10 protein-coding genes are annotated in these 14,538 nt (G+C 40.5%); 2 read left to right on the forward strand and 8 right to left on the reverse strand.

Annotated elements, in window-relative coordinates:
- Positions 1 to 14: 14 nt before the first annotated feature.
- The 6 genes from dnaX to AN944_RS10950 form a co-directional block, all read right to left on the reverse strand.
- Entirely contained in the window at positions 15 to 2,819 is a 2,805-nt protein-coding gene (dnaX, locus tag AN944_RS10925; protein WP_055024651.1) for a DNA polymerase III subunit gamma/tau, read from the reverse strand.
- A 249-nt stretch (positions 2,820 to 3,068) separates the two neighbouring features.
- Positions 3,069 to 3,620 (reverse strand): adenine phosphoribosyltransferase, encoded by a 552-nt coding sequence (apt, locus tag AN944_RS10930; RefSeq protein WP_055024652.1) that lies wholly within the window; start codon positions 3,618 to 3,620, stop codon positions 3,069 to 3,071.
- Positions 3,621 to 3,779: 159 nt separating this feature from the next.
- Positions 3,780 to 4,145 carry a YbaN family protein gene (locus tag AN944_RS10935; protein ID WP_055024653.1) on the reverse strand — a complete coding sequence of 122 codons (366 nt, stop codon included), beginning with the start codon at positions 4,143 to 4,145 and terminating at the stop codon, positions 3,780 to 3,782.
- Between the two features lie 346 nt (positions 4,146 to 4,491).
- On the reverse strand, positions 4,492 to 5,241 hold the full coding sequence (locus tag AN944_RS10940) for a DUF2063 domain-containing protein (protein ID WP_055024654.1): 750 nt from the start codon (positions 5,239 to 5,241) through the stop codon (positions 4,492 to 4,494).
- Complete coding sequence (locus AN944_RS10945; RefSeq protein ID WP_055024655.1) at positions 5,241 to 6,080, reverse strand: DUF692 domain-containing protein; 840 nt, start codon at positions 6,078 to 6,080, stop codon at positions 5,241 to 5,243. Before AN944_RS10945 ends, AN944_RS10940 begins: the two co-directional genes overlap by 1 nt.
- Before the next feature lie 140 nt (positions 6,081 to 6,220).
- On the reverse strand, positions 6,221 to 6,652 hold the full coding sequence (locus AN944_RS10950; protein ID WP_055024656.1) for a hypothetical protein: 432 nt from the start codon (positions 6,650 to 6,652) through the stop codon (positions 6,221 to 6,223).
- A 315-nt stretch (positions 6,653 to 6,967) separates the two neighbouring features.
- Between AN944_RS10950 and AN944_RS10955 the strand changes: the two genes are divergently transcribed.
- Positions 6,968 to 7,915 carry a tRNA-dihydrouridine synthase gene (locus AN944_RS10955; RefSeq protein ID WP_055024657.1) on the forward strand — a complete coding sequence of 316 codons (948 nt, stop codon included), beginning with the start codon at positions 6,968 to 6,970 and terminating at the stop codon, positions 7,913 to 7,915.
- A gap of 155 nt (positions 7,916 to 8,070) precedes the next feature.
- The gene (locus AN944_RS10960; protein ID WP_055024658.1) at positions 8,071 to 8,439 is read left to right on the forward strand and encodes a TraR/DksA C4-type zinc finger protein; all 369 of its coding nucleotides are present in this window, start codon (positions 8,071 to 8,073) and stop codon (positions 8,437 to 8,439) included.
- A 160-nt stretch (positions 8,440 to 8,599) separates the two neighbouring features.
- On the opposite strand, the gene AN944_RS10965 is transcribed toward AN944_RS10960, so the two are convergent.
- Entirely contained in the window at positions 8,600 to 11,275 is a 2,676-nt protein-coding gene (locus tag AN944_RS10965) for a TonB-dependent receptor (RefSeq protein WP_055024659.1), read from the reverse strand.
- Positions 11,276 to 11,689: 414 nt separating this feature from the next.
- Positions 11,690 to 14,320 carry a TonB-dependent siderophore receptor gene (locus tag AN944_RS10970; RefSeq protein ID WP_055024660.1) on the reverse strand — a complete coding sequence of 877 codons (2,631 nt, stop codon included), beginning with the start codon at positions 14,318 to 14,320 and terminating at the stop codon, positions 11,690 to 11,692.
- Positions 14,321 to 14,538 lie beyond the last annotated feature (218 nt).

Genomic DNA, 14,538 nt, shown 5'->3' on the forward strand with positions numbered 1-14,538 from the left:
ACGCTTTAGTTGATTTATTGTGCAACTAAAGCAGGAATTTGTTGCCCTATTGCTTGTAACTTCTCCGCTGGATACACCAAGGTATCTGGATTTAGCTGTGCAGCTAATCGACTAAACATCCATTGTACGTTGTCATCATTAATTAAAGCGTAATTTGCATTCGCTAATAATTCACGATGAAATCTTTTTCTTAACTCAAGTGGGGTTTCATGTGCTTTATCTACACCAACGGTAATCTCAACCGTGGTCGGCACACCCATGTGTTCTGTTAATGCAACTTGCAGTTGCTCAATGGCGATGTCCGCTGCTAGATGCTTTTGATCTGGCTTTAACAGTAATGGAATCGGATTACTCAAGCTTTGACAAACTGAGTTAACAGCGAGCTGCCTTACCCTACCACCAATACTGAGTGATGCCATGACTTTATACCAGTGTAAATCAAGTTCATCACCCGATATTTCATGTTCGCCATTGACCGCAAGCGCAGTGGGTTTAGGTATCGACGTCACCTGCTGGTTGGTATCGACTTGAGCCACTGCCTCGACAACGCCTAGATTTGGCCTTGAATCATGGCTTTGCTGCTCACCATTGCCAGCTTGCAAATCAGTAACCTGTGCATCAGCAACCGCATTTTGTGTATCTTTTATTGCTTGTGCATTGGCCATTGGCGGTTCAATTGCATCTTGTGGTTTATTCCAAGGTGCTTGCTCTTCAATCTGCGCGCCTTTATCTGTAACGTTCGCACTATCAATAACGTCAGTGTTTGCTGAGCTTATACTGTCATTATGATGAGACGCTTGATTGAGTGATTGATGTTCCGTCTGGCTATTATGTGTTTGCTCTGTATCTTGAGTAGCACGTTGTCCTTCTGCGGCATGGTTACTGCGTGGTGCGGGTACCTTAATACTAGGACTCGCTGCCTCCTGTTGCTTTTTTGCTTGCTCTCCTTGACTTGTGAGTGAGTTTAACTCTGCTTTCAAGGAATCATTTGTTGCTAAAACGGCATCCAGTAGCGCATCTAAATCATCGCTACTTTCAGTACTTTCTGTTGTTTTAGCGGCCTCAACCTGTGAATCATTTGTCGATGCAGCGACAGGCTGCTCAGGATGATACGACGCCATATCACCTAGCCCATAGTCAGCATTATTATCGTCACTGTCAGCCTGTGAAAATTGCTCATAAGCATCCATTGGCATCCCATCATCAGATGAATAGGCTGCTTGGGGCTCAGCACTCACTTCTGGCTTATCTGCAGGGGCATTTTTCTCTAAAGCTAAAGAGCCTGACTTTGATTGAGGTGGCGTTTGTATGTTTTCGCCCGAATTAATATCAAGCGCCTGCGTCGCCGCTTGTTTATCCTCACTCGCTTGCGGTGCATTAGCCGATGACGCTTGCGCTTTCGTTGGTGTGCTTTGCGATAATGATTCAGCTTGTTGGCCAAAACCTAAACTGTCCGCTTGGCTTAATAGCAATGCTTGTTCGGCAGCTATCGCTTCATCAGATTGAGCTTGATTCGACTCAGTAGACTCAGGCTGAGTAACTGGATGTAAGTTAGCATCTGCAACCTTGCTGTTAGCTGACTCATTGAGCATATTACCGGTATTTACGAGTGTATCATCCACTGGCGTAACAGGTTTTAGAACATCATGCTTTTGCGCTTCAGCAGCGGTGTTCTGCACTGAGGGTTCAGGTAATGCAATCTTTGCAGCTTCATCAGTATGCCAACGTTTTACTGGCTTTTCCGGTACAAAGGCAATCGCTCTTAATAGCGCCATTTCAAGCCCTGACTTAGGGTCTGGAGCAAACGATAACTCTTTGCGCCCAGCGAGTAACAGCTGATAATACAACTGCACTTGCTCTGGCGAGAGTTGTTGAGCAAAAGCGAGAATTTGTTCACTATAAAGTGATTGCTGCGCAGCTGCAGGGGCGAATTGGCTTAACGTAATTTGATGGAGTAATTCAAGTAAGCTTCTTAGCACTTCATCAGCGTCAGCTCCAAAGCTGAGCACTTGACTGGTTGTCATCAATAAATGCCCGACGTCGGCATCGCAAAGCGCCTTGAGTAAAGCAAGCACTTGTTGAGTATCAATACTGCCTAACATCGACTGTACTTGCTGATGCATGACTTGGCCGCTACCAAATGCAATGGCTTGGTCGGTTAAGCTAAGTGCATCACGCATACTACCATTAGCCGCTTTAGCCAATAAAGTCAGCGCTTGAGGCTCATACTCAAGCTGCTCTTGAGTTAAAATGAAATCCAGTTGTTGACTGATTTCATCTTGCGACAAGCTTTTTAAATTAAACTGTAAACACCGAGATAAAACGGTGACTGGTAGCTTTTGAGGATCCGTTGTAGCTAATAAGAATTTGACGTGCTCAGGGGGCTCTTCCAAGGTTTTAAGCAAAGCATTAAAACTGCTTCGCGACAACATATGCACTTCATCAATCAAGTAAACTTTGAAACGCCCACGAGATGGTTTGTATTGAACGTTATCCAGTAACTCACGAGTGTCATCGACCTTAGTTCGTGATGCCGCATCGACTTCAATTAAGTCTACAAATCGACCTTGAGCGATTTCAACACAGCTCGAACACACTCCACAAGGTGCTGAGGTCACCCCTTGCTCACAGTTAAGCCCTTTAGCAAATAGTCGAGCTAAACTGGTTTTACCGACACCACGGGTGCCTGTAAATAAATATGCGTGATGTAAGCGCTGCTGAGTTAATGCATTTGTTAGAGCTAATAAGACATGTGACTGCCCTACCATCTCTTCAAATTTTGCAGGCCGCCATTTACGGGCTAACACCTGATAAGACATGGAATTCCCCAAGCTTTAATAAAACGGGTTGAGTAAGCTTCATTTTACCCAAAAATAAATTTAACAATAACATGCAAGTCAATGCTGCGCTATTGATACACAATTTAGCGAGCGGGTTTGCCCAAGAATTACACTAACCATTTCGCTGTATTGACGTTAATCCTGATTTACAGACATAAAAAAGCAGCGCTTGATAACGAATATGCAAGCACTGCCTTGATATAATGACGAGGTCATTGGGTAAATCGATTACTCACCTTCAAACTCACAAAGGGTCAAAATTTCGATACCCAATGCTTCAATGCGTTTTTCGCCACCGATATCAGGCAACGAAATAACAAATGCAGCATGCTCGACTTCACCACCGAGTTCACGAATTAGCTTAACAGTGGCTTCGATTGTGCCACCAGTAGCAAGTAAGTCGTCAACCACAAGCACTTTATCACCAGGCTGAATGGCATCAACATGAATTTCTAAAGTATCTTTTCCGTATTCAAGGTCGTAAGTTTGCGCAATTGTTTTGCGTGGTAGTTTTCCAGGTTTACGAACCGGAACAAAACCAACGCCGAGTTCTAAAGCCAGCGGCGCTCCAAACAAAAAACCACGAGCCTCTGTACCTACAACTTTAGTAAAGCCAAGTGACTTGTAATGCTCAACAAACATCGCAATCGTGGCTTGGTAGGCTTCAGCATTTTCTAATAAGCTGGTGACATCACGGAACATAATGCCCGGAATGGGATAGTCAGGAATGGCTTTAATGCTGTCTTTGATTAACGCTAAACTTGCTGAATTCATAGTCATAATAGATTGTCTATTTAAAAAGGAATGGATTAATAGCCAGTTATTGGTATTTGATTACACTTAAAATGCAAAAATAGTATCTGACATATCACTCGATTGGAGGTGATAGTAAGCATGTTTCAATACAGTTGCAACTCGAGAGCAAAATTCCGGCAACTTTTAATCTAACTCTGGGATCTGCCACAAAAAAAGTAACAGTATACATAACATACAAACTAACATGATTTGCACCCAAAGCAGTGGCACGATGGCGATACTGACCACGAAACTTAGCGTCGTCATAATCATGGCTTTTCGCTTCAAGCGTTTGTTAATTGATCGCTTATTTTTCCAGTCATTGAGCCCTTGAGAAAACCAAGGATGTGTCATCAGCCAATTGTGTAACCTGTCACTTGAGCGAGCAAAGCAATAAGCTGCAAGCAAGATAAATGGTACAGTCGGTAGTAAAGGAACCACAATACCAATCGTTCCCAGCGTGACGCTGGTTAACCCAGTAATTAAAAACAAGCCACGTTTTAGGGGCATAATTCTCCAAACTCAATCAAAAAAACCATTCAATAGAATGGTTTTTAGTTTACCGATGCTATAAAAATACATCGATATCATAACTGAGATCAGCAGTTAAATTAAGCCTGCAAGTCTCAACGCAGAAATAGAAGCTGGTAATGTTGGTAAAAGTAAAACAAGGATAAAACCAATAAAATACAAAATGTTAAATGGGTCTTTAAACGGCTGACTCATGTTATTTGATTCCTAAGAGTTAAGTTGACCACCTACCGGCAGCGTGAAGTAGATCACAAAATCCGCGCCATTGTAAGTAAAAAGGCCTACAATAAAAACCCTAAAAATTTTAAGCCATTTATTATCCTGTTTATCCTCTACTCTCTCGACAAATAATCTGTTTTTCAGCCAACTGTTGTAACATCTGTAAGCAGCCGCTGGCTAAGGTTTCTGAAGTCATTTGCGGGTAAGATTGTTTAAGCCATTCTATTATATCTGAAAAATAACATTGCTCGGCTTGATTAATGTATGCGAGCACTTGCGCTGTTAATGGGTTTAACTGCAAAAAGTTTACCTCATCAGCTTGATCTCGGTATATACAAAAACTATGTGGTAGCTCACTCGGCTCTGTTGGCTGATAGTCAAGACTAATGTGCTGCACATCGTATTGATATTGTGCAATGGTCGCTGTGTCTGACAGAGTGAGCGGCAGCTCGGTAATCATATCTCTAGCGATAGCCACTTGCTTGTCGTTATCAAAGACAGCCGAAATATAAAGCTCTAACCACTCATAATGGGCCAACTCCACCATAAACGGCGGATCGTAATCTTTTGCTTGATAATCCGTTTGTAAAAAAGCGATAAATTCTTGTGAAATTTCAACAAACAAAGGTGTCTTACAGTCAAAACTAACAAAAAACTCTTGGATTAATTTAAGCCAAGCATCATCAGTGTATAACGATTTAAGAACAGGAAAAGCACTCGATACGAACCCATTAATGTTATTAAAAAACAATTCCCGATAAACCGTCATCCGTTCAAGGTTTATTCCTTCAGGCAAGGGTTTACTGGGGTCGCGAATGTAATCCATAAACTCATATTGAGTATCAATAAAGCTCATTAGGCACTCCTTGACTTAGCCTGTAATAATGCCTGTTGTTGGTATTGATGAATCTGATTAATTTCAATCAATAACTCTGGCGTTTCAGGAATATTAAAATCTCGCTCTAATAAAGTAGGAAACACGCCATGCTGCTGATAGCTTTGCTGTAATAATTTCCACACAGGGTCTATAACATCTGCACCATGAGTGTCGACCATCAGATCAGACGATTCTTCGTAATGCCCTGCTATGTGCATATATTCAATACGTTCAGTTGGCATAGAAGCTAAAAACTCAGCCGCATCATATTGATGGTTAATTGAATTAACGTAAATATTATTTACATCAAGCAGTAATTTACAATCAGCTTCAGCTAATACCGCATTCACAAAGGTTTGTTCATTCATCTGCGCACCAGGCGCTGCATAAAAAGACACATTTTCAAGAATAAATGGGCGCTCGAGAATGTCTTCAACTTGTTTTATACGTTTAGCGACGTAAGTGACTGCTTCATCAGTAAACGGAATTGGCATCAGGTCATACATGTGACCCGTACCGGAACAGTAGCTTAAATGTTCAGAGTAAATAGAGATCTGATGTAAATCGAGAAACGCTTTTATTTGTTTAACAAATTCAGTATCAAGCTCTTCAGGGCTGCCAATTGACAAGGACAAACCATGGCAAAAGAAATCATGCTGCTCAGTGAGTTGCCTAAACTGTTTGCCAAACTTTCCTCCCAGAGTCATCCAATTTTCTGGCGCCACTTCAAAGAAGTTAATCTCATCTGGCACTTGCTGACAAAACTCATCAAGCATCTCTCGGCGTAAACCCAGTCCAACTTTTGCTTGCTCTGCCATTACAACACTCCGTCTGTTACTTTTTATCAATTAAAAAGGCCTGCATAACAGGCCTTATCATGACGTACTTTACATTCACATTAAACATTCAATGGGGTAAAAAATGTTATGGATGTAAAGTTTATATGCTAGTAAATGAATTACTTAGCACCACCACATTTGCCTTCACCGCATTTGCCTTCTTTGGCTTTTTTGTCGCCGCCGCATTTACCTTCACCACACTTACCTTCTTTGGCTTTCATGTCGCCGCCGCATTTACCTTCGCCACACTTGCCTTCTTTGGCTTTCATGTCGCCGCCGCATTTACCTTCGCCACACTTGCCTTCTTTGGCTTTCATATCGCCGCCGCATTTACCTTCGCCACACTTGCCTTCTTTGGCTTTCATGTCGCCGCCGCATTTACCTTCGCCACACTTACCTTCTTTGGCTTTTTCTTCGCCACCATCAAGTTGGTAGCCGGCATTCATTTGTTCGAAGCCAAATGGGTTAGCTTCGACTTGAGTAGAAACACCTGCTGTTAATACCACTGCACCTAACGCCATTGCTACTGTAGTTTGCTTTACTGAGTTCATAATAATCTTCCTTATATTCAAACTTTATAATGGTGACCAACAACTAACAGTGCTGGCTTACAATTTAATAGACCTAATCACGTTTACTTTTATTTCACATAATTTGATCTAAATCATAATTATTTTCAAAATTTCTTGCTAGAGAATAATTTATAGTTGTAAGCATAGTGTAAAAATAGGATTTATCTAGCTGATATTTATCATTAAAATTAAGTAATCATGTACCCAGCTACTTTTTGATGATTTATAAATGAATTTGTATAACAAATCAAAGTCGCTAGAATAGCGCTCCTTTTACTGATTACAGGTTGAACCGTGCGCGTAGTATTAGCCCCTATGGAAGGCGTCATTGATGATTTGATGCGAGAAATATTGTCTGAAATTAATCCATATGACTTGGTGGTGACTGAGTTCGTTAGGGTTGTCAGCCAATTACTTCCAGAAAAAGTCTATTACAAATTATGTCCTGAACTGCGCAATGGCGGCTTAACCGCCTCTGGTACGCCGGTACGTATTCAACTGTTAGGCCAACACCCAAGTGTCATGGCTGAAAATGCACACAGAGCAGTTGAACTTGGCTCACAAGGTGTCGATGCTAATTTCGGTTGTCCTGCAAAAATGGTTAATCGAAGTAAAGGCGGCGCAGTATTATTGCAATACCCTGATACCATCCACGATATTGTTAAAGCCATGCGTGACGCTGTACCGAATGAGCAACCTGTTACAGCTAAAATCCGTTTAGGTTTTGAAGACAAGTCACTCTTTATGGAAAATGCGTTAGCTGTTTACGAAGCTGGTGCCAGTGAAATTGCAATTCATGCCAGAAGTAAAGTTGATGGCTATAAGCCACCAGCTTATTGGGAGTACATTACTGAAGTGCGTAAACGATTACCTATTCCAGTTATTGCCAATGGTGAAATTTGGAGTCGTGAAGATGCAATAAGATGCATGGATGTCACTGGCTGTGACAACATCATGCTAGGGCGCGGAGCAATGTCATTACCAAACTTGGCTGCAGCAATTAAAGGCGAGCAAGCACCTTATACTTGGGCTCAAACGTTAAGTTTGTTGCTACGTTACACCCAAAAACAATTAATTGGTAAGAAGTCAGACTATTACCCTGCAAGAGTTAAGCAGTGGTTTACCTACCTTAATAAACAATACCCAGAAGCAGATGCGTTATTTAGAGACCTACGTGTATTAAAAACCACAGATGAAATTGTCGCCATACTAGAAAAAACCTACGAACAACAAAATCGTTAATTTCATAAAAAAGCTTCATTAGTACGTATTAATATTAACGAAACTTAATATTTGTTTGCTTAAATGAAGCTTTGAATTGATCTCCATCATAACAATACTGGCCGATGACGTTAGACTAAATACCCAGATAAGCGATTAAGTAATTAGGTCATTTTGTGAGTATTCAAGAAATACAGCAATCATTAATGCAAAGAGAAGCGCAGCTTAAATATGAGTTAGTGCATCAATTAAATCAAAAAGGTCATGTGCAAAGTGCCTCACAAAGCCACTTTAATATGAGCTTAACCGAGCTTATTGAATTAATGAGTCAGCAGAATTTAACTGACACTCCGCTATTTGGTCAATTAACACGCCTAGATGCTGCATTATGTCAATTAGAGTTAGGTTTGTATGGCTTATGTTCAGATTGCGAATCCGATATTGAACCTGAGCGACTAGCAGCAGACCCCACCGAGCAGCGATGTGCTTGCTGTGCAGAAAAACACCGTAATGAACATCGACAAGAGTTGCGACTAAGCCATTAAAATATAAAGTGTCACTTAAATATCGAGAGTCACTCGCGTATACAGTGATTCATAAAGTCACCTTCCCCATCATCTTAATACTGCTCGATTTTAATCGTATCGCTTTTGAGATATAAAAAAACCTCCGACTAGCGGAGGTTTTTTTTAGCGTAAATTCACTTTAGAATTTTTGATTAATACGTAGGTAGTAAGTACGACCTAGAACATCATACAAGTCAGTATTGACATCGCGGTAACCTGAGAAGTCGTACCAAGTTGGTGCTTCTTCATCAAATACGTTGTTAATACCTACTGTAATCGTACCGTTCCAATCATGGGTGTAACCAAACTGGATATTATGCTTAAAGTAATCCGGTGTATCTGTGACATAGTCATAGCCTAGATCACGCCAGTATTGACCAGATTGGCTACCAATATACACAGTAGTCCACGCTGCATTAAAGTCATTGTAGTACCATGCAGCAGCTAAATTACCACGCCATTGTGGATAATCTTGAATACCTGCTAAATCGATCGCAATAGACTCTTCATTCGCTTGCTCTTCAAATTCTAATACGTGTGTCATATCAACTTTGAAGTTAAAGTCACCGAAACCGGTTTCTAAATTATATGAGGTAGCAAAATCTAAACCACTGGTAGCAACCGAAGACATATTAATGTAACCACTTTCTATGTATTCAATTTTACCGTCTGCCCCACGAGTCACAAAGTCTGAGCTACCATTAAGCTTTTCGTCACGAATGACATCTGTAGCGCTAACCGCTTCAATCTTGTTATCGTAAGTAATGTCGTAGTAAGAAAGCTCAAGACTCCAAGCATCAGTTACATTCCAAACAGCACCTAAAGTAAGAGAGTTACCTTCTTCAGCTTCTAAGTCAGGGTTACCACCAAACCATGTTTTATGTTGATTACCCGTTGCACAATAGTTTTCATCAGAACCGTTGTTAGCTTCACACCATACTGAGTCATAAGCAGTTTCAAAACTTAGAGATTGAGATGAGAACATTTCGCCCATATTAGGAGCACGGAATGAATCACCATAACTTGCACGGACTAATAAGCTATCCACAGGACGCCAGCTAACACCAATTTTAGGTACGACGGCGTCAAAAGTAGATGAATTAGTCACAACACCCGTAGCACCCGTTAGCGAGCCTTCTTGCTCATAACGTTCATAACGTACTGCTAACGATACATCAACGTTGGCAGGTAAGCCCATTTGGATCTCAGTGTATGCAGCTGTACGATCACGCTCTGCATCGACATCATCACCACCCGAACCACCAGAAATGATACCCGCAGCAGACTCAGGATCTGATGTTTGCTTGAAGTTGATCATTTCGTACTCTGCACCCACTAACATAGCCAGTGTAAAGTTGTCGCTATCAATAAACGTTGTAGAAGCAAGGCCATCAATTTGAGTGCTATCGAACTTACCTTGGTAAACACCAGTATGATTTGCTGCACTATAAAGAGCAGTCATGGTTTGATCCCATTCATCATAGCTCATGCCACTGGTGTTAAAGATATCGTAGTTACCAGTGTCAATTTCACTTTGAATAATGTCATCATTAATCAAGTTGTAGTTAAATGAATTAGTTGTAGAACCTGAGTATTGGGCATTAATCTCCCAATCGATACCATTACCAATGTCAGCAAAACCAACAAAGCCACCTAACATGTCGTAGTTATTTGTTTCAGTTAACGTATCACGCTCACCTATTTGAACTGAACGCATGTAAAGTGTCATGTCTTCACCCGTTGGGTTATAGACATTGTCCGCAGACATGACTGGGTAGTTGGTAGAAACTGGTGTTCCGGCATAACGAGTGTTGGTTTCACTTAATGATGCAGAACCACGACCACGAAATTGAATATCATCGGTAATATCATAACTAAAGTTGGTCATAAACGAGTTACGCGTCATGTCACCAAATAACTTTGTTACTTCGCCATAACTGTAATAACAGCGACCGTTGTTATTACCATCAGTACCATTTACGACATTTTCGGTGTCATCACACATTTCTGAGTTTGAATAGAACTCATAAATGTCTTCACCATCCTCATCGACTCTACCAGTATTGTAATAGCCGTTTGGAACTGAACTGAATGAGCTATAATCACCATAAGAATCATCATCCATGTTCCAGATATCGCGATCCATCACAGCTTTAGTATCGTAATACTCATAGGTAAAAGTGATATTACCTTTATCCGTATTGTAACCAGTTGCAATTGAGAATCGAGTTGCATCCCCACCTTCAACATCTGGCATTTCCATGCTGTAATCTAATTGAACACCTTCAAACTCTTTTTTCGTAATGATGTTAATTACACCAGCAACCGCATCCGAGCCGTAAACAGCTGACGCACCATCACGTAAAATCTCGATACGTTCTACAATAGCGATTGGAATTTGTGATGTATCAGCAGTAGAACCAGAGCTAGAACTCGTTCCAGGCATACGACGACCATCTAATAATACCAAGGTAGCTTGTGAGCCAAGGCCACGCATGTTAATTGAGCTAGTTGCACTTGCACCAGAGCCATAACCAGACGTACCACGCCATGAACCAAATGCGTTGATAGATGAGTTGTTAAGTACATCAGCAACTGTTTTTTCACCAGTCAGTGCAATATCAGCAGCACTTAAGACTGTTACAGGTGAAGATGTTTCCATATCCACTTGCTTAATACGTGAACCTGTCACTTCTATTCTTTCTACTTTTTCAGCTTCTTCAGCAAAAGCGATACCTGAAAAAGCCAACGATGCTGCTGTTGCAGCTAGAATACTGCGACGAATCGCCTTAGCTGTTAGCGTTAATGAACTCATGTAAATCTCCCTGAACGTTAAATCTCATAACGTATTGACTTTTTATTGTTTTATTTAGTTATAGCGAAGTTAAGACCTCACATTGATACTGTTAAAACAACCCAAAAGCTTCAACAAGAGACACAGCCATTTAACGAGCGGGATACAAATTAATACATATTAGCAAATAGTATCAAAAGGTAACCAGCACAAAACCATATATTACAAGAAGTTACATTAAAACAACTGTTTTACAGCCAAACAGCTCAAAGCGGTTACAACTAGTAACCATTGAAAATGTAAGGTTGCTTTTCGTTAACGTTCAATAACATGGTAAATTTTGTGCACTTTTTAAGAGCGAAACAAAAAAAAATCTCGGCCAATTGGCCGAGATTTTTAACATTTAACCTTAACTTACAAGGTAAATTTTGTGATTTAGAACTTCACGCTAGCACGAACGAAGAAGTAACGACCTAATACATCATAAGTGTACGGATCGGTATTTGAATCGTTGTTACCAGAGTAGTATGGAGGTTGCTCATCTAATACGTTATTCACACCACCTGACAATCTAACAGTTTCGTTAATATCGTAAGATGCAGAAATGTCGTGATAAACGATTGAGTCAACTGAAGGCGCGTAACAGTCACTTGGATCATCTTTACAAGCGAATGAATCCATTCCGTCAATGTAACGAGCTTCATAAGTAGCAGACCAGTCATCACCAGCAGCAGTTAAGTTAAAGTTAGTCTTTAACTCTGCGTATGCACCTACACCACCTGTGATGTAACCTTTATAGTCAATTACATTTCCATCTTGATCATACTCTTCGTAAGTATCTAAGATAGAAGTATCAAGACCTGCTTTCCAATCTAAACCTAAGCCTTCGAAGGTGTAAGCTAAGTTAATATCGAAACCAGATGTATTTGTTTCACCGATATTTTGTAAACCATTATCAAAACTAATACGACCAGTGTTGTCAATTTCAATGTTTGAAGACTGACATAATGCAGTACCTTCATTGATCTTGTTACCGTTTGCATCTAAACACTGATTAGCAATGTAGTTCGAATCTACTGAAGTAATAGTATTTGTAATACCGATATCGTAGTAATCAACAGTTAAAGATAACCCTTCAACGAAGCTTGGAGAGTAAACCAAACCAATCGTCGTGATATCAGCTTCTTCTGGTGTTAGATCTGGATTACCACCAACTGTTACTTCAGCTTGAGTTTGATCTGTTGCAGGGTGAACAATTTGGTCGAATGATGGAGACTTACCACCAAATAACTCAGATACTGTAGGTGCACGGAATGCTGTTGATTGACCACCACGGATCATCAAGTCATCAAATACACGCCAAGTTAAGCCCAATTTCCAAGTCGTATCATCACCAAATGTGCTGTAATCGAAGTAACGAATAGCTGCACTTAAGTCAACTTGCTCAAGTAAAGGAACATCACTGATAAGTGGAATAGCAAGCTCTACGTATGCTTCATTTACATCAAATGAGCCAGAAGTTGCTTCTACACGTGGGTCATTTGCAAGACCTTGCGCAGTTAATGAATCAGGAGTGAAATAAGCAGACTCTTTACGGAACTCATAACCAGCAGCAAAGCCCATAGTACCAGCAGGAAGATCTACAATGTCACCAGCAAGAGAAAGTGCTGCGATATCTAACTCACTACCACCAGCGTTCACTTCTGTGTATACGAATGGAGCAATACTGTCACCCATCCAAGAAGATTGTAAGAAAGGATCAAATTCTTGAGCTTGAACAGCATCATTAATTGAACCAATGTTATGTAAGTTAGCTAAAGTATCAACTGAGTCGTTCTTACCTTTGTTGTAAGATGCATCCCAAGTCCAACCATTGTCGAACTCACCTTCTAATCCAACAACTAAACGAATAGTATCAACAACTTGAGAGAAGTCACGAGAACCAGACTCAACCATACGACGACCATAATCAACAAGCTCGCCATCTTCTACCCATGGAAGCAGTTCATCTGTCATCCAACCACCAGCAGAAATTGGTTGGTATTCCCAAGATTCACTGTTCCAAATTGGTTGAGGTGCCATCTGTTGATCTGACCAACGCTTAGAGTACATAGCTTCAGAGAAGAACATAACGTTATCAGAAAGCTCGTAAGTACCAGCCATGCTTAAGTTTAAACGCTCCATTGGCGTAGATAAGAAACTAGAAGCTGAGTAGTTATAACGATCTGCATCAGTGAACTCATGATATTCACCACCACGACCACTTAAATCTGCGCCATTAGCACCCCAAATATGACCACCTTCAGAGTATGAACTACCTGCACAATATAGGCCGTCAGCACCTTCAGCGATAGGACAATCAGAGAAATCACGGTCTGCTTGGCTTGCATCGCCACGCTTAGTGTACTGAGCGTTAATAACAACATTACCTTTATCGAATGTGTTACCCATAGTGAAATCAAGGCTAGTTTCATCTGCATCGCCTTCACCAGAAATACCTGTTTGTACGTTTAGCTCTAAACCATCAAAGTCACGTTTTAAGATAACGTTTACAACACCAGCAATAGCATCTGTACCATATACAGCAGATGCGCCGTCTTTAAGTACTTCAACACGTTGGATCATTGAAACTGGAATGGTGTTTAAATCAACTGAAGATGCTGCACCAGTACCAGATGCAATCATACGACGACCGTTAACTAAAACAAGAGTACGGTTTGAACCAAGACCACGTAGGTTTACACGAGCGTTACCACCTGAACCATTGTTTACAGCAGCGTTAGTCATCGCGCCGCCAGATGCGGTCATTTTTTGTAAAACGTCATCAATAGATGTAGCGCCAGATGCGATAATAGATGAAGCATCAATAACACTTACTGGGCTAGCAGTTTCCATATCGGTACGTTTAATACGTGAACCGGTTACTGCAATTCTTTCTACTTTTTCTGCTTGTGCTTCTTCAGCCATTACACTAGCTGAAAAAACAGAACCTGTTGCTACAGTCGTTGCTGCAATTGTCAATAAGCCACGGCGAATAGCCTTAGCTGTTAAAGATACTGAACTCATTATAATACTCCCTTCGCTATGTCATATATAAAGTCATAACGTTATATTTTTTATTTTTTAGGTTAAACATTTAATTAACCGAGAGCATTATTGTTAAATAAAATCACATTAGTCAACATCTATTACAAATTAATAACGTTTGAAATTAGAATGGTTACACTAAAAACTTAACACCTGTTATAAATATGTTAAATCATTATTTATCATACACTTAAATA

Source organism: Shewanella sp. P1-14-1 (assembly GCF_001401775.1).
Classification (GTDB): domain Bacteria; phylum Pseudomonadota; class Gammaproteobacteria; order Enterobacterales; family Shewanellaceae; genus Shewanella; species Shewanella japonica.